The 21039-nt window shown below is 69.3% G+C and carries 12 protein-coding genes; 6 read left to right on the top strand and 6 right to left on the bottom strand.

The window, feature by feature from the left end; translation table 11 throughout:
- Positions 1-113: 113 nt before the first annotated feature.
- Positions 114-1529, bottom strand: coding sequence for a transcriptional regulator (locus ACRX5W_RS02485; protein WP_436786205.1), 1416 nt, complete (start codon positions 1527-1529; stop codon positions 114-116).
- A 495-nt stretch (positions 1530-2024) separates the two neighbouring features.
- On the opposite strand from ACRX5W_RS02485, the gene ACRX5W_RS02480 reads away from it, so the two are divergent.
- On the top strand, positions 2025-2699 hold the full coding sequence (locus ACRX5W_RS02480) for a bifunctional DNA primase/polymerase (protein ID WP_436786204.1): 675 nt from the start codon (positions 2025-2027) through the stop codon (positions 2697-2699).
- Between the two features lie 135 nt (positions 2700-2834).
- Here ACRX5W_RS02480 and ACRX5W_RS02475 read toward each other — a convergent pair whose 3' ends face one another.
- Entirely contained in the window at positions 2835-4394 is a 1560-nt protein-coding gene (locus ACRX5W_RS02475) for an MFS transporter (protein ID WP_436786203.1), read from the bottom strand.
- A 280-nt stretch (positions 4395-4674) separates the two neighbouring features.
- Positions 4675-5361, bottom strand: a complete 687-nt coding sequence (locus tag ACRX5W_RS02470; RefSeq protein ID WP_436786202.1) for an iron dependent repressor, metal binding and dimerization domain protein — start codon at positions 5359-5361, stop codon at positions 4675-4677.
- Positions 5362-5755: 394 nt separating this feature from the next.
- On the opposite strand from ACRX5W_RS02470, the gene ACRX5W_RS02465 reads away from it, so the two are divergent.
- On the top strand, positions 5756-6514 hold the full coding sequence (locus ACRX5W_RS02465) for a hypothetical protein (RefSeq protein WP_436786201.1): 759 nt from the start codon (positions 5756-5758) through the stop codon (positions 6512-6514).
- Between the two features lie 87 nt (positions 6515-6601).
- Here the strand turns inward: ACRX5W_RS02465 and ACRX5W_RS02460 are convergent, their stop codons facing one another.
- The 3 genes from ACRX5W_RS02460 to ACRX5W_RS02450 all read right to left on the bottom strand — a co-directional run bounded on the left by ACRX5W_RS02460 (position 6602) and on the right by ACRX5W_RS02450 (position 10676).
- A complete protein-coding gene (locus ACRX5W_RS02460) occupies positions 6602-7909 on the bottom strand; it encodes an MFS transporter (protein WP_436786200.1) in 1308 nt (435 codons plus the stop codon).
- A 362-nt stretch (positions 7910-8271) separates the two neighbouring features.
- Positions 8272-8895 (bottom strand): hypothetical protein, encoded by a 624-nt coding sequence (locus ACRX5W_RS02455; protein WP_436786199.1) that lies wholly within the window; start codon positions 8893-8895, stop codon positions 8272-8274.
- A gap of 53 nt (positions 8896-8948) precedes the next feature.
- Entirely contained in the window at positions 8949-10676 is a 1728-nt protein-coding gene (locus ACRX5W_RS02450) for a hypothetical protein (protein WP_436786198.1), read from the bottom strand.
- Positions 10677-12539: 1863 nt separating this feature from the next.
- On the opposite strand from ACRX5W_RS02450, the gene ACRX5W_RS02445 reads away from it, so the two are divergent.
- The 4 genes from ACRX5W_RS02445 (at position 12540) to narH (ending at position 20963) form a co-directional block, all read left to right on the top strand.
- Positions 12540-13820, top strand: a complete 1281-nt coding sequence (locus ACRX5W_RS02445) for a nitrate/nitrite transporter (RefSeq protein ID WP_436786197.1) — start codon at positions 12540-12542, stop codon at positions 13818-13820.
- A gap of 339 nt (positions 13821-14159) precedes the next feature.
- Complete coding sequence (locus ACRX5W_RS02440) at positions 14160-15359, top strand: MFS transporter (protein WP_436786765.1); 1200 nt, start codon at positions 14160-14162, stop codon at positions 15357-15359.
- A gap of 88 nt (positions 15360-15447) precedes the next feature.
- Positions 15448-19182 carry a nitrate reductase subunit alpha gene (locus ACRX5W_RS02435; RefSeq protein ID WP_436786764.1) on the top strand — a complete coding sequence of 1245 codons (3735 nt, stop codon included), beginning with the start codon at positions 15448-15450 and terminating at the stop codon, positions 19180-19182.
- Positions 19182-20963, top strand: a complete 1782-nt coding sequence (gene narH, locus ACRX5W_RS02430) for a nitrate reductase subunit beta (RefSeq protein ID WP_436786196.1) — start codon at positions 19182-19184, stop codon at positions 20961-20963. The genes ACRX5W_RS02435 and narH overlap by 1 nt, the downstream gene beginning before the upstream one ends.
- The last annotated feature ends 76 nt before the right edge of the window (positions 20964-21039 follow it).

Here is a 21039-nt window from a genome sequence, read left to right as displayed (position 1 = left end):
CCCCCCCCCCCCCCCCCCCCCCCCCCCCCCCCCCCCCCCCCCCCCCCCGGGCCTGCGTCCCGGTTGTCCGTCACGGGACGCGGCGCGGGCCGCTTCGAGAGGAGAAGGGCGCGTCAGGCGGTCAGCACCTCCGGCGCCTCCTCGTCGTACGCCGCGCGCACCGCGGCGATGAAGTCGCGGGCGACCGGCTCGGCGGCCCACGGGGCCAGGCGCCGCTGGAAGTCGCGCAGATACTCCTGTCCGCGCTCCGATCGCAGCCGCGCCACCAGTCCGAGCGCGTCGGCCGCGACCGCGCACGCCTCGTCGAGACGGTTCTGCTGAAGGTGTGCGGTCGCGAGCAGCAACGTGTCGACGGCCCGGCGGCGCACGCGCGTCTCGGCGTGCCCTTCGAGTGCCGCCCGCGCCGCCTGCTCGGCCTGCCGCGGGCGGTCGAGGTCGCGGTAGCAGTGCGCGAACTCGTCGGCCAGATAAGCCCGGTCGAAGTGCGCGATCCAGCCCGGGTCCTCCTCCGGACGCGACCGCTCCATCGCGGTCTCCGCCCGTGCGAGGGCGCTCTCGCAGGCACGCATGTCGCCCAACTGCGCATGCCCGCGGGCCTCCGCCGCGTGGAACATCGCCATCGTGGTCGCGGTCGCCCCGTGCCCTGTCCCGGACCTCGACCCTTCCTGGGCGGCGCGCGCCAACTGCGTTATCTCCCTCGGATTCCCGAGGTTCCCGGCGAGGTGGCTCATCCCGGCGGCCAGCACATAACCGCCGTACGGCCGGTCGCCCGCGGCCTGGGCGAGCCGCAGCGCCTGGATGTAGTAGCGCTGTGCCAGACCGGGCTGGCCGGTGTCGACGGCCATGTAGCCGGCGAGCTCGGTCAGCCTCGACACGGCGGCGAACAACTCGCGGCCCGTCGCGTCGCCGTACGTCCCGTTCAACAGGCCCGAGACCACCGACCCCAGGTAGTGCACGACCACCGGCCGGATGTGCCCCGCACCGAACCGGTGGTCGAGAAGGGACAGCATCTCCGTCGTCGCCCGCACGGCCTCGACATCCGTCGCCCCGACGCGCGGGCCGCCGGCCCGGGCCACCTCCGCGTCCGGCGCGGTGATCAGCCAATCACGGCTCGGCGCCACCAGCGCGGCCACCGCGACCGACGAATTCAGCAGGAAATCACGGCGGTTGACGTCACTGCGCCACAGCTCGGTCACCACGTCGACGGTCGCGGCCGGCGTCGGAGCGAACTGCAACCCGATATTGGTCGCCAGGCTGCGTCCGTCGGCCATGCCGATCTCGTCGACCGTGACCGGTCGGCCCAGTTTTCGCCCCAGCGCCTCGGCGATCAGGTTCGGCACCGCGCCACGCGGCTGCTGACCGCGCAGCCAACGGGCGACGGAAGTCTTGTCGTAGCGCAGGTCCATGCCCTGCTCGGCGCCGCACATGTTGACGCGCCGGGCGAGGCCGGCGTTGGAGCATCCCGCCTCGTGTATGAGCGACGCCAGGCGTTCGTTGGGCTGGCGTGTCACGAGCGACCGTGCGGCCATCGGCGTCCCTCCCCTGCGGAGCGCCCCGGACTCCCGGCCTGCCGCCCCTGCCTGCTGTGCCTACACCTGCTGTGGGCCTGGTATGGCCCTGCGCCCCTGCTGTTCCCGCGCCTGCCGTGCGCCGCGGTCGGGCTCCGTGGTGAACTCCCGTGTGCGGGCAGGCCCGTGAAGCCCCATCACATCGTCCGTAACGGACGGTAGCCACTTGAACGCAATCACCGACAGCCTCCCCGGCCCCTGCGCCCCTGCCGTTGCATCCGTGCGCCCCCGATGCGCCGCCTGCCGCGGCGGCCGAAGGACATTCCTGGAACAGCACGGGCAAAGATCGCCAAACACCTGAAAGGCCTTGTCAGGACATCGAGTTACATCCTTTCTCACCGAACCGGGCGGGGATGACGCCCGCACGTCCGTCCCTCTTTCGAGTGACTTTCATCAAGCGTGCGAATAAGGTCCGTGCGCCCAGTAACCAATGCGTCGTCAAGCAGTTGTGAGGGCGTGGAAGAGATCCTCGGGGGCCGACGGCACACCCGCGAAACGCTGGCAGAGGCGGCCGTCCGCTACGCGGAGGACCGCCACTGGGACGTCGTACCGGGCACATCCGTCGTCGAGACCGACAAAGGCAGGCGGTGCAGTTGCGGCCTCCCGGCCTGCCGCGTACCCGGCGCCCATCCGCTGCACCGCGACTGGGCCGCACAAGCCGCCGGCAGCCCGGCCACCATCCGCCGCTGGTGGTCCCAACACCCGGACGCGGCGATCCTGTTGCCGACCGGCCGCGCCTTCGACGTCATCGACGTCGCCGAACCCGCCGGCTGCCTCGCCCTGGCCCGCCTCGAACGCCTCGGACTCCCCCTCGGCCCGGTCATCGCGACCCCCGACCGGCGCCTGCAGTTCTTCGTCATGCCGGGCGCGCGCGACAAGATGCCCGAGCTGCTCCGGCGTACCGGCTGGGGTTCGCCCGCGATCGACATGGTCTGCCGGGGGGACGGCGACTTCGTCGTGGCGCCGCCGTCGGCCATGGGCGCCAGCGGCGGAGCCACCTGGGCCCGGCACCCCACCACGGCCAACCGCTGGCTTCCCGAAGCCCGCGAACTCATCAACCCCATCGCCTACGCCTGCACCCAGGCGATCCCCCGGGCGCGGGATCGCCGTACGACGGTCCCGGCGCGGTAGACCTGCCGGAGCCCGCGCGGCGGTCGTCGGCGTTCGGCCGCGCTCCCGTGCGAACACCGACGGACCCCGGGGCGGTCGGTGCCCCAGGGTCCGTCGGTGTTCTCTCGTGCGGTGTGCGCGGTGCGCACTCACGGGTCAGCCCGTGGTCACCGCCACCGGGACCGCGGTCCGGTCGGCATCGGCAGGCTGCGTGCCGCCGCGCCGCACCTCGCCGACGCCCGGGAGGAAGAGGCAGCACAGGCCCGCCGCCAGCGACGAGATGCCGATGACCAGGAAGACGGTCTGCGGCACCACCTGAAGGAAGATCAGGCTGGTGAAGAACACCCCGCCGACGTTTCCGAACGCGCCCACGAGACCGGAGATCTGGCCCGACACGCGGTGCTGGATCTGCGGCACGATCGCGTAGACCGCGCCGTTGCCGCCCTGGATGAACACCGAGGCCAGCGCGAGCAGTGCGACGCTCTGCCAGACCGGCCAGTCGGAATCGATCCGCCACAGCACCAGGTAGCACAGGAACGACCCCAGCAGCAGGCCCAGGAGGGTGAGCTTGCGGCGTCCCGTGCGGTCCGACAGCCAGCCGCCGAACGGGCGCGTGACCAGGTTGGTGCCGGCGAAGCACGCCGCGGCGGTGGCCGCGGTCGTCGTGTCCATGTCGAAAAGCGTCCCGAAGAAGTTCGGCAGCCAGGCCGCCATCGTCAGCTCCGCGCCGAAAGTGACCATGTACGCGATCGCCAGCAGGCCCACCGCGGCGAACGGGTAGTGCTCGATCTCCGGTTTGTCGCCGCGCAGCACACCACGGTTCGACTTGACGACCGCGTAGATCTGGTACGCGAGCCACAGCACGACCACCGCGTACAGCACCGCCGCGGTCGCGTCGTTGACGACGCCCGGGAACGTCTTCTTGCCGGCCGGCGTGGTCGCCGTGTAGTCCGCGTTGAGCCGGTATACGACGAACCCGAGCGCCACTGCGAGCGGCACCTGAAGGGCCATCAGGCCGAACGCGGCCGGCCGGCTGGTCACCTGGAGACCCGGCTTGCGCGCGGGCCGCTCATACGTCTTGCCGTCCGGCACGTCGCGCGCCATCGCCAGGAAGAACACGCCGTACGCGGCGGCCAACAAGCCCGCGACACCGACACCCCAGCGCCACGCGCCCTCGCCGTCCGCGATCGCGGCCACGAAAACCGGCAGCGTCAGCGCCGCGGCCGCGGAGCCGAAGTTGCCCCAACCGCCGTAATAGCCTTCCGCGGTGCCGAGTTCGCGCTTGGGGAACCACTCGGCGACCAGCCGGATGCCGACCACGAAGCCCGCACCGACGATGCTGACCATGAGGCGGCTGATCACGAGCATCGGATAGGACTGCGCCAGCGCGAAGATGGTGTTCGGGATCGCCGCGAAGATCAGCAGCGCCCCGTAGACGCGGCGCGGCCCGTACCGGTCGACGAGCAGGCCGATCAACGTGCGCGCCGGAATGGTCAGCGCGATGTTGCACAAGGCGAGCGTCGCCTTCTGACCTGCCGTCAGGTGGAATTCCTCGCCGATGTCGTCCATGAACGGCGCCATGTCGAACCACAGCACGAAGCTGATGAGGAACGCGAGCATGGCCAGGTGCAGCATGCGGTAGCGCCCACGGAACGACAGGAGGGAGCGCAGTCGGGGCGGCTTGTCGGCGGTGTCGTTGTTCGCTGGGGTGGCCATGGGCGGGTCCTCCGTCGTTGCAATCCGGGCGGAGCGTGCGTTTTGTGTCTGACCCCAGCGACGGTGCCAAGCCCGTGTTTCCCCGGAACGTCACGTCATCGCGGCCCAGGAAACAATCCGTTCATGCGCGAATGCTCACCGCGTGAGGACCGGCGTGTTGAGCAAAACGCGTGTGGGGCGGGCGCGCCCCAGCGCACCCGCCCCACACAAATCCCGCTGTATCCGTCGATCACCGCACCGTCACCGCACCGGCACGGTGATCAACGCACCGCCTCGCCGGTCAGCGCGCCGCCACGAACACGTGTGCGGCGATGTCCGGCGAAAGCTCCGCCGCCTCGCCGCCGCTGCCCGCCATGACCCCGCCCGGCGACTCGTGCACACTCACCACCGCGCCGGGGCGGACCCCCGCGCGCCGCAGCGTGTACATGAGCTGGGCGTCGGTCTGGAGCGGCTCGCCGATGCGGCGGACCACCACGTTCTTCCCCTCGGGCCCCGCCACGTCGAGAAGCGTGCCCAGGCCGTCCATGAAGTCGTCCGCGTGCATGTCGCGGTCGAGCTCCTCCAGGCCGGGAATGGGGTTGCCGTACGGCGACTCCTTCGGATGGTGCAGCAGCTCAAGCAACCGGCGCTCGACCTGCTCGCTCATCACGTGCTCCCAGCGGCACGCCTCGGCGTGCACCTGCTCCCACGGCAACCCGATGACGTCGACGAGCAGGCACTCGGCGAGCCGGTGCTTGCGCATGACGCGTGTGGCGAGGTGCCTGCCTTCGTCGGTCAGCTCCAGATGACGGTCGCCTTCGACCGTGAGCAGCCCGTCACGCTCCATGCGCGCGACGGTCTGGCTGACGGTCGGTCCGCTCTGCCCGAGCCGTTCGGCGATACGGGCGCGCAGCGGGACCACGCCCTCCTCTTCCAGCTCGAAAATGGTCCGGAGGTACATCTCCGTGGTGTCGATGAGTGCACTCACGACCGCCAGCTCCGTTTCTTCGTGGTCCTGCCCCCAATTCTGTCCCACCGGGGCGGCGGCCGTGACCGTCCTCACGTATGAGGTCGACGCGTCGGGGGCACCCGCGCCCGGTTCACACCGGCGGGTACGCCGCCCGCTCCGGCGCGCCGTCAAATGACAACGTTCCGGCCGCGTGTTCTGCTCCCGGTCGGACCCGCCGATTTGCGCCCGACGGGGAAGTGTGCGGTGGGCGCGTCCCACGCCGGACGTACCGCTCCTACCTGCGGTGGGACAGGCCGGGAGTGTGGCCTTGTACCCAATCACATCTCCCTCCTCCGGCACACCCGCCACCACGGGTGCCACGAGCGCGACGGCACGCGGTCAGGACGCGGCACGGCTGGGTACGGTGAAGTGCATGGCAGAGGCCGAAAGTGTGTTCCGTCCCCTCGACGCGCTGACCGTCGCCGGACGGTTCAACGGTCCCCCCGGCTCGGGCAACGGAGGCTACGTCGCGGGCCTGCTCGCCCAGCAGGTCCCGGGTGCCGCGGCCACCGTCACACTGCGGCAGCCGCCCCCGCTGGAGCGCGACCTGCGCATCGTGCGCGACGTCGGCGGCGCCACGGACCTCTACGACGTCGCCGCCCTGGTCGCCGAGGCCGAGCGGGCGGACGACGCGACGGTGCACTTCGAACCGATCGACCCCGTGCCGTACGAAACGGCCGCGGAAACGTCGGCGGCCTTCCTCGCCGCCCGACGGCACCACCCGTTCCCCACCTGCTTCGTCTGCGGAACCAAGCGCGCGGAAGGCGACGGCCTGCGGTTGTTCCCGGGCCGGCTCGCGCAGCGCCCGGACACGACGGCGTGCGCCTGGGTCCCGGACAGGTCACTGGCCGGCCCCGACGGCATGCGCGTACGCCCCGAATTCGTCTGGGCGGCGCTCGACTGCCCCGGCGCGTGGACCACACTCGGCGACGACACTCCCGCCCTCCTGCTGGCCCGCATCACCGCGCGGGTCGACGCCCTCCCCTATATCGGCGACCGCTGCGTCGTCATGGGTCGGCGACTCGGCCGCGACGGACGCAAGGTGTACACGGCGACGACGTTGTACGACGGCGACGGGCGGGTTGCCGGACACGCGGAAGCCCTGTGGATCCAGCCGCGAGACGCCGCGTGACGGCGGACCCGCGCGATCCGGCCGGGCGCCCTGCCACCGAAACGTCCGTCCGCGGGCACCCCCGGGAGGGCCCCGACGCGCCCCGCCTCACGGTGTGGGGTTGCGCGCGTCGTAGCGCCAGAAGCCCCGCCAGCGCGCCGTCAGCGCCAGCACCGCGACCACGCACGCCAGGCCGCCGCCGATCACCGCGACCCGCTCGCTCGTCAACGTCGCGATGCTCCCGGACCCGAAGTCGCCCAGGCGCGGGCCGCCGGCGACCACGACCGTGAAGACGCCCGCGAGCCTCCCGCGCATGTCATCCGGCGTCGCGACCTGGAGGATCGTGTTGCGGAAGACACCGCTGATGGTGTCCGCACAACCCGCGACCGCGAGGAAGAGAAGACCCAGCCACAGCCACCGCGTCGTACCGAACGCGGCGATCGCGAGCCCCCACGCCACAATCGAGAGAATGACCGCCCGGCCCTGGTAGCGCACCCGGCCCAGCCAGCCGGAGAACAGCGCCCCCAGAAACCCGCCGACCGCAGGAGCGGCGGCGAGCAGGCCGACGGTCTTGGCGTCGCCGCCGTACCAGGCCGCCGCGACGGCCGGGAAGAGCGCGCGCGGCATGCCGAACGCCATCGCGGCGATGTCGGCCATGAACGTCATACGGACGTTGGGACGCGTACGCAGGTAGCGGAAACCCTCGGCAACCGACGCCCGCCCCGCCGGTCCCTCACGCACGGGCGGCATCGAAGGCAGCCGCCACATCGCATACAGCGCGAGACCGAAACCCAGCGCGTCGACGATGTAGACGGTCTGGGCGTCCCATACCCCGATGACCAGCCCGGCGAGCAACGGCCCGGCCGTCATGCTCACCGTCATGCTCAGCATCGACAACGCGTTCGCGGCGGGGAGATGCTCGGCGGGCAGCAGACGCGGGATCATCGCCGCGCGCGTAGGGCTGTTGACCGCGAAAAACGCCGACTGAGCGGCCACCACCGCATACAGCAGCCAGACCTGCCGGAGCTCCAGAACCGCCTGCACCGCGAGCACCAGGCTCATCACCGACAAACCCGTCGACGTGATCAACCCGAGCTTGCGCCGGTCCATGCTGTCCGCGATCGCCCCGCCGACCAGGCCGAAAAAGATCAGCGGCCCAAGGAAAAAGAGCCCGACCAGCCCGACGGAGAAGTTCGATCCGGTGAGCTGGTACGCCTCGACCGCCACCGCCAACGCGGTCATCTGCTGCCCGAGCGAACTGATCATCGCCCCGGCCCACAACCGCCGATACCCGGCCGACAGCCGCAACGGCGTCACATCGGCGACCACCGCCCCCACGACACGCCGCAGCCGACGCGGGGACTCGGGTGCACCCGGCGCGGACTCCCCCGGCACGATCTGCGGTCTGGCGGACACTCCGCGACTCAACCGCCCCCGAAGCCGACCGCATTCCCCCGGCAAACGTGACGTCCCCCACGCCATCGCTCACACCGCGCCGTCGTGGAACGGGACGCCGGAATCCGCCCTGTGGCGGCCTCGCTCACCCGTGCGGGGCAACCCCCCGACGGCCTCCGGCTATTCCCGCCCAGCGCGTGAGAACGACCACCCGAAAATCTCCTTGCCTCCCGCCCGAACCCGACCTACCTTGTGCGGTACACGGGAAAGGAGGTGGTCTGTTTTGCATAGCATTCGGACGCGTGAGGTGGCTGCCAGCTAGCCGCCACTCCGGTCTCCCGACCGAAGTCTGACCCGCCTCGACTGCAGCGCGGCGGAAAGCGTCAGGCGGTCGGCGAATACCAGGCAGACACCCGACCCGCAGGCTCGCCGAGGACGTCCCCTCGGCACCTCCCCCAGGGAGAAGGCCTGCGGGTCGCTGCGTTTTCGGGCTGTGCTGACCTCGCTGTACGTGCGCCCTCAATGCGACAGCTGATAGTCCCCTGTGCGGCGACATGGCCGACCAATCCGCAATGGAAGTCGTCATTTTTCACACGCGGTACGGCTTGTCTAGTGAACGACGTGAGGAGTGATCGTCGTTGCACGTCGCTACTCCCCAGGCTGGCTACTGTCGCCAAGGTGTCGGTGAGCGAACGTGCGTATGACAGTCCGATCTCAGCCTGTGGCCGGGTTTCTTCGGTCGTTTGCTGAGCGGGGATGACCGTTCCTGTGATGACGGTCGGCTTGCTTGAGCGCTCCCAGGAGCGTGGCGCCAATCCGATCATCTCGCCGGGGATGCGCATTGCATCGGCGATCTGCTCGATCTTGCCCAGGCTGGTGACTTCGCCTTGGCCCTTGGCCAGTTCGCCGACACGTTGGGCTTTGATGTCGCAGGCGTCGGCGATCTTTTGGAAGCTGATGCCGCCCCGCTTCTTGGCCGGTGCGAACACGGCTCCGAAGTCGCGCATCCACGCAGCCTGGTCCGACATTCGGTCTTGGGCGGAAGCCGAACTTGGTTGCTTCATCTCAAGTCTCGTTCCCGTTCCAGTGCCTTGGCCAAGCTCGATTCCTGACGGTTCTTCGTACCCGGGAAAAGCGAGGAGGCGGCTGCTGAAAGCGCCCGCACGGCGGCCTTGCGAGTGGGCGCTGAGCGGGCGCGGCGATCGGCGGCCTCCATGGGCACGATGGGCAAGTTTTTGCGCTTATTCCAACCCATACGTGGCGGCCGGTTGTTGGGCGCCGTGAAGGATGACGAGGCAACCTGCGCGTCCTTCAGCTTGTGGGACACGATGGTCGCTGCGGTGCCGACTGCCGCCGCCGTTGCTCGCGCGGCGACTGCGATTCCCCGGCGCTTGGTCACGTCGGAGGGCAGAGCCGGCGTGTGTACCCATGCCTTGAGCTCAGTTTTTTTTACCTGGATATCCACCGGCTGGAAATTGTGAGGTTTCACAGCTGCTGTATATCCACCCTCCACTGCCGTGTGGTAGGCGTGGTCGGAGATCATGACGGCGAATCTCGAGTCGGTGTTCTCGAGAGCCTTTCGCAGTTCGTTGCTTCCGAGCATCCGGGCCAACTCGATTCTCGCGATGCCTGACCCTGAGTGATCGATCGGGCCGTGGTGTATTGCGGCGCGCATGCGCAACGGCGGATCGAAGTCCCTGGCACGCCGGTGCAGTTCGTTGTTCAGTTCGGGCACCGCGTCGACCAGGCGAGCGGTGTCGCGGTCACTCAGAATAATGGTGAACCCGTCGCCGTCGTCGCGGCTATAAACCTTATCGTCTCTTTCAACAGGGTCCCATGATATTCCGACCTGCTCCAACGCCGAACCGATGATTTTACGCATCGCCTGCCGGATGGACGGTCTCAGGAAATCCGGATATCCGCTGTACTGCTCAATATCCACCGCGATCATGGCGCGGCTCGGCGGCATGTGCGCATGCGAGGAGAGAGGCGACCCTAGGGGCGAGCCGACCGTGGCCGTGGAGGCCGTGCGGCGCGGGCGTTCGGGGAAGGGTTGCCCGTGGGAAATATTCGTTTTGGCCGAGGTCATGCGGATTTTCCGGTTGCGGGGTGCCGTGGTGCCCTTCTCCGGGGGGATAGCCGACGCATCTTTCCGTTTCGGGTATTTCGAGGCCGCCGCAACTGCACTCACGGCTACTGCGACTCCGCGGCGCTTGGTCAGGTCGGAGGGCGGGGCCGGTGTGTATACCCTTACCTTGATCTCTGCATTTTTGACCCTGATATCCATCGGGCGGAAATCGAGAGGTTTGACAGCTTCTGTATATCCGTCCTCCACTGTGGTGTGATAAGCGTGGTCGGAGATCATGACGGCGAGTTTCGAGCCGGTGTCTTCGAGAACTTTTCGCAGCTCGTTGCTTTCCAGCATCCGGGCCAACTCGATTCTCGCGGTGCCGGAGCCTGAGGGGTGGATCGGGCCGTGGTGTACTACGGCACGCATGCGCAGCGGCGGATCGAAATCCTGGGCGCGTTGGTGCAGTTCGTTGTTCAGTTTGGGTACTGCGTCGACCAGACGAGCGGTGTCGCGATCACCCAGGATGATGGCGAAGCCGTCGCCAGCGTCTTCGATGCCAAGTACATCCTCATGCCTGGAGATCCCAACATGTTCCAGGCTTGACCAAACGACTTCGTGCAGTGCCTGCCTAAGGGACAGCCAGGAACTTCCCGGATATTTGGTGGAGTTTTTTATGTCCACTGCGAACAGGGCTCGACTCGGTGGCATCTCGACCATGTTTGTACTTTGGCGTGAGCTGTTTCCCGGAGTCAATCGTTCTTTTCATGTTTACGTCGAGGGCGAGGCGGATGTTGACCAAGAGCATGCGATCCTGCGGTGATCGTGCGCCAAGCCGACGGACGTCGTACCACTACGACGGCGAATGACGTTCGCAGACGCGTCGGGTTTCGGGCAATGCTCTGTTCGGGTTGGGCTCGGGCATGGTCGGGGGTCATACTCTGGCCGTCGCGGTACGGGACGGCTACGCCTACTACACACGTGAGGGCGTGACGTGGCAGCTCGGGACCTAGCCGCTGCCCGCTGGGTGATCGGTGCCGACATCGGGTCACAGCGGCGGTGCTGACAACGTCGCGTTTGTTCGTAGTCGGCGTGGAACGCGTCGGCTGCGGCGCGGGTTTCCCCGTAGGCAAGTGGCCCGACGTTCCCTTGAGTGAAGCGTCGGATGACCAACAGGGGTACGCCTTCGGCGAGTCGGAGTGTGGCGGCCTCGTCCGGGGTCGGCATGCGGGCGACGAACATCGCTTCCGTGGGTGGCCCACGCCGTCCTGCGGTGGGCGGGGCCGTACACCGTGACGAGAACGCACAGCCCGACTGGATTTCCGACGTGCCACACCTGATTCCTTGCAGCCGCCGACCGGAGCCGGGGCGTCGGCCTGATCAACCGATCGGGCTGTGCGGCGGTGGCCTGCGCGCAATGAGTCGACAGTGGCTCCGGTCGGTCTCAGGCGCGGGGCGACACGGCGTTCCATGCGCGGGGTTTGTCGGGTTGAGCACGACCCAGATCCGCCTGATGCGGTCGCCTGCGACGTCGAACGCCATCACCGACAAGCCGGCGCCGCCATGCCGGAGCACCAGGCCGGGGCGGCCGGTTGACCGTGCGTTCCAGGACCATCGCGCCGAGCAAAGCCGGCCGCGCCGCCTGATCCGCTTGCCGCTTGCCGCTTGCCGATTTCCGCCACGTGATCTGGGAACGGGAACGGCTTTCGCCGATTGGCCGTCGATTCGAACGGTCGGGCGCGCGAGGTGGCCAATGGGTTTTCCGGCGCACGAGTTGCCTGACGATGAGAAGTTTGTGGTCCGCAGTGGCCGGCTGATGCGGGGTTGGCAGGACGTCGCGCGCGAGGTGGCGAATGCTGCGAGCGCCGTGGCGCCGGGTGAAATTCGCGGTCGGGAAGTGCGCTCGTTGACCGCCGAACGGCCCCCGCACCGGGGGCCGTTCGGCGTTTCCGATCGCTCACGTGCCGAGAGTCGCAGGAAGCAAGCGTCACTTCGCCCCCAAAGAGGCGCTGATGCCCCGCCGACCCGACACCGAACAACCCGGCGACATCGGACAGGTGGAACCACACGATCGTCCACGCACGAGACCACCGCGCATCGGCCGAGTCCCCGCCGAAGTCCCGGGTCGCCAAGTGGGCGCCCTCTGCGGCTCGTTCCCCGCCCCCTGAACCGGAAGAACGCGCAATGCGACGGCCACGCCCGTACGCCGTCTCCTGCGGCCGTGCGCTTCGGACCGCCGACCGTGCGCTCGGACACACCTTCACCCCACCGACCGTCCGCGCTCGGCCCGCCGCAGGCGGCATCCCTCACAGGCACGCGACCGCATCATTTCCAAGGTGTTTCCAAAGCGTTTCCGGACCTTCACATGTGTTTCCGGACTGTTTCCGGTTCATCGAACACCGGAAATCTCACAGTGAAAATCCGACGGCGTCAGTTTTATTGTCGAAGAAACGACCGACTCTGCCCGGATCCGCGGGAATCCCGCGCATTAAGCAGCGGTAATCTCCTCATGGCCACCCGGTTCCGGGGGACCATTTCGCGCTGCACCACGCGACAGGGTTCATGGTTGACGGAAGGACTCGCATGCGACGCCAGATACCGGAAGCCGCAGCACGTCGGCAGCTTCCCGAATCGACGCCACCCTCCGCCGCCCGCGCGTATCTGATGCTGGGTCTGGCCACCCTCGGTTTCGCCGTGAACTTCTGGGCCTGGGCACTGATCAGCCCGCTGGGGCCGAGGTTCAAGGACACGCTCTCGCTCAGTGCGTTCGAGCAGTCCCTGCTCGTGGCCGTGCCGGTCGTGGTCGGCTCACTCGGCCGGATCCCGGTCGGTGCGATGACCGACCGCTTCGGAGGGCGGCTGGTCTTCCCCCTGGTGTCGGTGGCGACGATCGTGCCGGTGCTGTACCTGGGACTGTGGGGTCACGATTCTCTGGCCGCTCTGCTGGCCGGGACGTTCTTCCTCGGCATCGCCGGTACGTCGTTCGCTGTCGGCGTGCCGTTCGTCAGCGCGTGGTTCCCCCCGGAACGACGCGGGCTGGCGATCGGTCTTTTCGGCGCCGGGAACGCCGGTACCGCGATCAGCGCGCTGACCACGGTCCGCCTGGTCGACGCGCACGGCACCGCGAACCCGTTCCTGATCACCGCCGCGGCGCTGACGGCCTACGCGGTCCTTGCCGCCGTCGTGCTGCGCGACGCGCCCGGCCGGACACCTCCGACGGAACCGCTCGGACGCCGGCTCGCCGCGACCGCCCGGCTCTCCGTCACGACCCAGGCGTCGATCCTGTACGCGGTCCTCTTCGGCGGCTACGTGGCGTTCTCCGTCTACCTGCCCACGTACCTCAAGAACGCGTACGGTCTCTCCCAGACGGACGCCGCGAACCGCATGGCCGGCTTCGTCCTGGTCGGCGTCGCGATCCGGCCCATCGGCGGGTGGCTCTCCGACCGCTTCGGGCCGACCCGCGTCCTGGCCGGCACGCTCGCGGTGGTCGTGGTCGGGGCGTTGGTGCAGTCGGCGACCCCGCCGCTGGCGCCTGTCGGCACGATCGCGTTCCTCACCATGGCCGCCGCGCTTGGCGCGGGCGCGGGGGCGACGTTCGCACTGGTCGCGCAGCTCGCGCCACCCGCGATGACGGGTTCGGTGACCGGCATGGTCGGTGCGGCCGGCGGGCTGGGTGGGTTCGTGCCCCCGCTGGTGATGGGCGCGATCTACAGCGCGTTCGACTCGTACGCCGTGGGCCTGGTCCTGCTCGCCGTGGTGGCCGCGGGCACGCTGGCCCACCTCCTGGCCACCACCCGCGCGGCAACCGCCGTCCAGGATGCCGACAGCCGGTCGCCGCAGGCCGAGGCCGCCCTGCCGAGGTGACGTTCCGCCCCGAAGCGGGGGAGACGGGGAGGGCAGGGCCGCCGGATGGCCCTGCCCTCCCCGTCTCCGCTTGTTGCGGGCGTGTCCGACCACCGCAGTCGAACAAACACTGCATATTTCCGCCATGCTGATGATGTTTTGCCCGAGTATGCGGTAGGCCCATCGGGGTGACAGAAGGGCCGAATGACCCTGCTCGGGGTTGTCCCGCCGAGTGGAAGGTGATCTGGGGCTCAGCCGGGCCCGATACCCCGTGTCTTCGTCGCGCCGGCGGGTAGGGCTCATCCTCGGACGGGAGGGAACCGCATGCGTCACTCACAGGGAACCGGGCGGCCGGTGGGCATGCTTGTTGTGGCCACACTCGGTTTCGCGGTGAACTTCTGGGCGTGGGCACTGCTCAGTCCGCTCGGGCCGAGATTCAAGGACGACTTGGGCCTGACGTCGTTCGAACAGTCGTTACTGGTCGCGGTTCCCGTCGTGGTCGGGTCGGTGGGCCGGATCCCCGTGGGGGCGATGACCGACCGGTTCGGCGGGCGGGTGATGTTCCCGCTGGTGTCGGCGGCGACCATCGTGCCGGTGCTGTACCTGGGGCTGTGGGGCCACGACTCCCTCGGCGCGCTGCTGGTCGGCGGTTTCTTCCTCGGCATCGGCGGTACGGCCTTCGCGATCGGTGTCCCGTTCGTCAGCGCGTGGTTCCCCCCGGAGCGGCGCGGGTTCGCGATCGGGGTGTTCGGGGCCGGGATGGGCGGCACCGCGATCAGTGCGCTCACGACCGTGCGCCTGGTCGACGCGCACGGCACCGCGAACCCGTTCCTGATCACCGCCGCCGCGCTGGCGGTCTTCGCCGTCGTGTCCGCGGTCGTACTGCGCGACGCGCCGGGGCGGGTGCCGCCGAAGGAGTCGCTGGGCCGCCGGCTCGCGGCGACGATGCGCCTGCCGGTGACCGCGCAGGCCGCCGCGCTGTACGCGGTGCTGTTCGGCGGCTATGTGGCGTTCTCGGTCTACCTCCCCACCTACCTGAAGAACGCGTACGGCCTTTCCCAGACGGACGCGGCGAACCGCATGGCCGGCTTCGTCCTCGTCGCCGTCGCGATGCGCCCGGTCGGCGGCTGGCTGTCCGACCGCCTGGGGGCGACGCGGGTGCTGGCCGCCTCGCTCGCGGTGGTCGTGGTCGGCGCCGTCGTGCAGTCGGCGACGCCCTCTCTGGCTCCTGTCGGCACGATCGCGTTCCTGGCGATGGGCGCGGCCTTGGGCGCGGGCAGCGGGGCGACGTTCGCGCTGGTCGCCGTGTTGGCGCCGGCCGAGATGACCGGTTCGGTGACCGGCGTCGTCGGCGCGGCCGGCGGACTGGGCGGGTTCGTGCCCCCGCTGGTGATGGGCGGCATCTACAGCGCCTTCGACTCGTACGCCGTCGGTCTGCTCCTGCTCGCGGTGGTCTCGGCGGCGGCGCTGGCCTTCGTGCTCACCGTCGTTCGCCGCGCGGTCGCGGCGCAGCAAGCCGGCCCAGGATCGCGTCGTACGGATCCGGCGGTGCGGCGATGAAGCCCGCGATACGGAACATCCCAGCCGTACCCGAGCGGGCCGACGGCCCGGAGGAGGCGAGGCGTTGAGCACCGAGTCCGACCCCCGTATGTCCGCACCCGATCCCCCGGCCCCGGCCGGGCTCGACGGCGAGTTGGCGGACGCCCTCGTCCGCTCCCGCCGGTTCTTCACGCGCGCCGACGTCTCGGACGATCTGCGCGCGCTCTACAAGAGGGGCGGACGGCAGGCCGACGACTTCTACCGGGAACGCTGGTCGCACGACAAGGTGGTGCGGTCGACGCACGGCGTCAACTGCACCGGGTCGTGCTCGTGGAAGGTGTACGTCAAGGACGGCATCATCACGTGGGAGTCGCAGCAGACCGACTATCCCTCCGTCGGTCCGGACAGCCCCGAGTACGAGCCGCGCGGCTGCCCGCGCGGTGCCGCGTTCTCCTGGTACACATACTCGCCCACGCGGGTGCGCTACCCGTACGTGCGCGGAGTCCTCCTGGAGATGTACCGCGAGGCCAAGTCCCGTCTCGGCGATCCGGTGCTCGCGTGGGCCGACGTGGCCGACGATCCCGTGAAGGCCCGCCGCTACAAGTCGGTGCGCGGCAAGGGCGGCCTAGTGCGGGCGAGTTGGGACGAGGCGATCGAGATGGTCGCGGCGGCGCACGTCCACACGATCAAGACGTACGGCCCGGACCGGCTCGCCGGGTTCTCCCCCATCCCGGCGATGTCGATGGTGTCGCATGCGGCCGGCGCGCGGTTCTATTCGCTGGTCGGCGGCGTGATGCTGTCGTTCTACGACTGGTACGCGGACCTGCCGGTGGCCTCGCCGCAGGTGTTCGGCGATCAGACCGACGTACCGGAGTCGGGCGACTGGTGGGACGCGGGCTACCTGGTGATGTGGGGCTCGAACCTGCCGGTGACCCGCACGCCCGACGCGCACTGGATGGCCGAGGCGCGCTATCGCGGGCAGAAGGTGGTGGCGGTCTCACCCGACTACGCGGACAACGTCAAGTTCGCCGACGAATGGCTCGCGGCGCAGCCGGGCACCGACGGGGCGCTGGCGATGGCCATGGGCCACGTGATCCTCAAGGAGTTCTTCGTCGACCGGCAGACGCCCTACTTCACGGACTACGTCAAGCGCTTCACCGACCTGCCGTTCCTCGTCACCCTGGAGGAGCACGGGCCGGGACAGTACCGCCCGGGCAAGTTCCTGACCGCCGCGGACCTGGGGGCTCCCGCAGCCGAGGCGGAGAACGCCGCCTTCAAGACCGTGCTCCTCGACGCGGCCTCGGGCCGGCCGGTCGTCCCGAACGGCACGCTGGGGCACCGGTTCGGCGAGTCGGGCGCGGGACGGTGGAACCTCGATCTCGAAGGCGTCGACCCGCTGTTGTCGGTGCTCGGCTCGGAAGAGGCCCCGCTGGCCGTGGAGTTGCCGCGCTTCGACAGCCCGGACGGGTCGGCGGGCGTACTGCGCCGGGGAGTTCCGGTGCGACGTGTCGCCGGGCACGTGGTGACGACCGTCTACGACCTGCTGCTCGCCCAGTACGGCGTCGCGCGTGAGGGGCTGCCGGGCGCATGGCCGACCGGCTACGACGACGCGGACCAGCCGTACACGCCGGCGTGGCAGGAGACGGTCACCGGCGTCGACGCGGGGAAGGCGGCCCGGATCGCGCGTGAGTTCGCCACGAACGCCGAGGAGTCACGGGGCCGTTCGATGATCATCATGGGCGCGGGCACCAACCACTGGTTCCATTCCGACACGATCTACCGGGCGTTCCTCACCCTGACGACCCTCACCGGATGCCAAGGCGTCAACGGCGGCGGCTGGGCCCACTATGTCGGGCAGGAGAAGGTCCGTCCCATCACGGGGTATTCGGCACTCGCCACGGCGTCCGACTGGAACCGCCCCGCGCGGCAGATGATCCAGACCGCGTACTGGTACCTGCACACCGACCAATTCCGGTACGACCCCTTCTCCGCCGCGACGCTCGCCGCCGGAAGTGCGGGGAGCCCGGGCGGTGCCGGCAGCGAGAGCAGCCGCTTCGCGGGGATGAGCACCGCCGACGTGCTCGCGGCGTCGGCGCGGATGGGCTGGATGCCGTCGTATCCGACCTTCGACCGCAACCCGCTCGACCTCGCCGACGAGGCGGAGGCGGCGGGACGCAGCGCGGGCGAACACGTCGTGCGGCAACTCACGGAAGGTTCGCTGCACTTCGCCGGGGAGGACCCCGACGCCCCGGCGAACTTCCCCCGGGTGCTGACCGTTTGGCGGGCCAACCTGCTGGGCTCGTCGGCGAAGGGCAACGAGTACTTCCTGCGGCACCTGCTCGGCGTCGAGTCGTCGGTGAGCGCCGAGGAGGCACCGCCCGACGCGCGTCCGCGCGACGTCGTGTGGCGGGAGGAGGCGCCGACCGGGAAGCTCGACCTGCTGCTCACGCTGGACTTCCGGATGACCAGCACGACCGTCTACTCCGACGTGGTGCTGCCGGCCGCGACCTGGTACGAGAAACACGATCTCAGCACCACGGACATGCACCCGTTCGTGAACTCCTTCAACCCGGCGATCGCCCCGCCCTGGCAGACCCGTACCGACTGGGACGCATTCCAGTCCCTGGCACGGGAGTTCAGCCGTCTGGCCGGGCATCACCTGGGTGTCCGCAAAGACGTGGTCGCGGCGCCGCTGCTGCACGACACCCCCGACGCGATGGCGACCCCGCACGGCCGCGTACGGGACTGGAAGACCGGCGAATGCGAGCCGGTCCCCGGGGGCACGATGCCCAAACTGGTCGTCGTGGAACGGGACTTCGGTGCGGTGGCCGACAAAATGACCGCGATCGGACCGCTGTTGGACACACTCGGCGCCACCACCAAGGGCGTCACGTTCACCCTCGACCGCGAACTCGACCACCTGCGGCACCAGAACGGAACCGTACGCGGCGGACCGGCCCACGGCCGCCCGTCCATCGCCCGCGACGTCCAGGCATGCGAGGCGATCCTCGCGCTGTCCGGCACCACGAACGGGCGCCTGGCCACACAGGGCTTCCGCACCCTGGAGAAGCGCACCGGAACCGAACTCGCCGATCTGGCAAGCGAGAACGAGGGCAGGCGGGTCACCTTCGCCGACACCCAGGCCGGGCCGGTACCGGTGATCACGTCTCCGGAGTGGTCGGGTTCGGAAACCGGTGGGCGGCGCTACTCGCCGTTCACCGTCAACGTCGAACGCCTCAAACCCTGGCACACCCTGACCGGGCGTCAGCACTTCTTCCTGGACCACGACTGGATCGCCGAGCTGGGCGAGCAACTCCCTGTCTACCGGCCGCCGTTGGACATGCATCTGCTCTTCGGCGAGCCCGAGGTGGGCCACCGCGACGAACTCGGCGTGACGGTCCGCTACCTGACGCCGCACAACAAGTGGTCGATCCACTCCGAATACCAGGACAACCTGTTCATGCTGTCGCTGTCCCGAGGCGGGCCGACGGTGTGGATGAGCGGCAAGGACGCCGCCAAGATCGGCGTACGCGACAACGACTGGATCGAGGCCGTCAACCGCAACGGCGTCGTCGTCGCGCGCGCCATCGTCTCGCACCGCATGCCGGAGGGGACCGTCTACATGCACCACGCGCAGGACCGCCTGATCGACGTCCCTCGCGCCGAGGCCACCGGGCGCCGAGGCGGCATCCACAACTCCTTGACCCGGCTGCTGGTCAAACCGACGCACCTGATCGGCGGCTACGCGCAACTGTCGTACGCCTTCAACTACTTGGGCCCGACCGGCAACCAGCGCGACGAGGTCACCGTCATCCGCCGCCGGTCGCAGGAGGTGGCGTACTGATGCCGCGCGGCGAACCCGTCATCGGACGCGTCATGGCCCAGATGGCGATGGTCATGAACCTCGACAAGTGCATCGGCTGCCACACCTGCTCGGTCACCTGCAAGCAGGCGTGGACCAACCGCAGCGGCGTCGAGTACGTCTGGTTCAACAACGTCGAGACCCGCCCCGGCCAGGGCTACCCGCGCCGCTACGAGGACCAGGAGACCTGGAAGGGCGGCTGGAAGCTCAACAAGCGCGGCCGACTCGTGCTGAAGGGCGGCGGCCGGTTCAGGAAGCTGCTCACGATCTTCTCGAACCCCAAACTGCCGTCGCTCGACGACTACTACGAGCCGTGGACGTACGACTACGACACCCTCACCAACGCGCCGCTCCAGGAACACACGCCGGTCGCCCGTCCGAAATCGCTGATCTCGGGCAAGGACATGAAGATCTCGTGGTCCGCGAACTGGGACGACGACCTGGGCGGTTCCCTCGAACACGGCGACAAGGACGTGCTGCTCGCCGGGCTGGGCGAGAAGATCCGGTTCGAGTTCGAGCAGACGTTCATGTTCTACCTGCCGCGGATCTGCGAGCACTGCCTCAACCCGTCGTGTGCGGCGTCCTGCCCATCCGGCGCGATCTACAAGCGGACCGAGGACGGCATCGTTCTGGTCGACCAGGACCGCTGCCGCGGGTGGCGCATGTGCGTGTCGGGGTGCCCGTACAAGAAGGTGTACTTCAACCACCGCACCGGCAAGGCCGAGAAGTGCACGTTCTGCTTCCCGCGCGTCGAGGTCGGGATTCCCACGGTGTGCTCGGAGACCTGCGTCGGCCGCCTGCGCTACATCGGCCTGGTGCTCTACGACGCCGACCGCGTGCTGGAGGCCGCCTCCACGCCGCACGACACGGACCTGTACGAGGCCCAGCGCCGGGTCTTCCTCGACCCGCACGACCCGCGCGTGGTCGCGGCGGCGGAACAGGCGGGTATCCCGCGCGACTGGATCGACGCGGCGCAGCGGTCCCCGATCCACGCTCTGATCAACACCTACAAGGTCGCCCTGCCACTGCACCCGGAGTACCGGACCATGCCGATGGTCTGGTACATCCCGCCGCTCTCCCCCGTCGTCGACGCCGTCCGCGAGACCGGCCACGACGCCGAGAACCGCCGCAACCTGTTCGCCGCCATCGACACGCTGCGCATCCCCGTCGACTACCTGGCCCAGTTGTTCACGGCCGGCGACCCGGAACCGGTGACGGCGGTGCTCAAGCGCCTCGCGGCGATGCGCTCGTACATGCGCGACATCAACTTCGGCCGCGAGCCCGACGACGCGATCCCCGCAGCCGTGGGCATGACCGGCGAACAGACGTACGACATGTACCGCCTGCTTGCCCTGGCCAAATACAACGAGCGGTACGTCATCCCGCCCGCGCACGCCGAGCAGGCCCACGCCCTCGAAGAACTCGCCACCGAATGCAGCCTCGACTTCGAAGGCGGCCCCGGCATGGGCGGTTCGGGTCCCTTCGGCGAGGCGTCCGGCGCCCCCGCGCCCGTCGCGGTGGAGAACTTCCGCATGCTGCGCGACCGCCAGACCGCCGACACGCACGCCGTCCCGCAGGACCGGGCCACGCGCGTCAACCTCCTCAACTGGGACGGCAAGGGCCGCCCGCCGGGGCTTTTTCCCACGCGCGAGGGCGATCCCGATAATCCAGACAGTCCAGAAAATTCGGGTAAACCGGCGGGCGCGGGCAGCCCAGGCGATCACCCCACCGACGACCGAAGCGAGGGCGGCCATGGCACGTGACGCAGTGGACGTGGAAGGCGGGCCGAGCGGGCGAGTCGGGCCAAGCGGTTCCGGCGGTCTCGCTGGTCCCGGCGGG

The sequence above is a fragment of the Yinghuangia sp. YIM S10712 genome (assembly GCF_051388935.1).
In the GTDB taxonomy this organism is placed as follows: domain Bacteria; phylum Actinomycetota; class Actinomycetes; order Streptomycetales; family Streptomycetaceae; genus Yinghuangia.
This window is presented reverse-complemented; position numbering and strand designations above follow the sequence as displayed.

Coding starts and splice junctions, on each gene's coding strand:
- ACRX5W_RS02485 (WP_436786205.1), bottom strand. CDS start 1,529: ATGGCCGCACGGTCGCTCGTGACACGCCAGCCCAACGAACGCCTGGCG.
- ACRX5W_RS02475 (WP_436786203.1), bottom strand. CDS start 4,394: ATGGCCACCCCAGCGAACAACGACACCGCCGACAAGCCGCCCCGACTG.
- ACRX5W_RS02465 (WP_436786201.1), top strand. CDS start 5,756: ATGGCAGAGGCCGAAAGTGTGTTCCGTCCCCTCGACGCGCTGACCGTC.
- ACRX5W_RS02455 (WP_436786199.1), bottom strand. CDS start 8,895: ATGCGCGACTTCGGAGCCGTGTTCGCACCGGCCAAGAAGCGGGGCGGC.
- ACRX5W_RS02450 (WP_436786198.1), bottom strand. CDS start 10,676: ATGGTCGAGATGCCACCGAGTCGAGCCCTGTTCGCAGTGGACATAAAA.
- ACRX5W_RS02445 (WP_436786197.1), top strand. CDS start 12,540: ATGCGACGCCAGATACCGGAAGCCGCAGCACGTCGGCAGCTTCCCGAA.
- ACRX5W_RS02440 (WP_436786765.1), top strand. CDS start 14,160: ATGCTTGTTGTGGCCACACTCGGTTTCGCGGTGAACTTCTGGGCGTGG.
- ACRX5W_RS02435 (WP_436786764.1), top strand. CDS start 15,448: ATGTCCGCACCCGATCCCCCGGCCCCGGCCGGGCTCGACGGCGAGTTG.
- narH (WP_436786196.1), top strand. CDS start 19,182: ATGCCGCGCGGCGAACCCGTCATCGGACGCGTCATGGCCCAGATGGCG.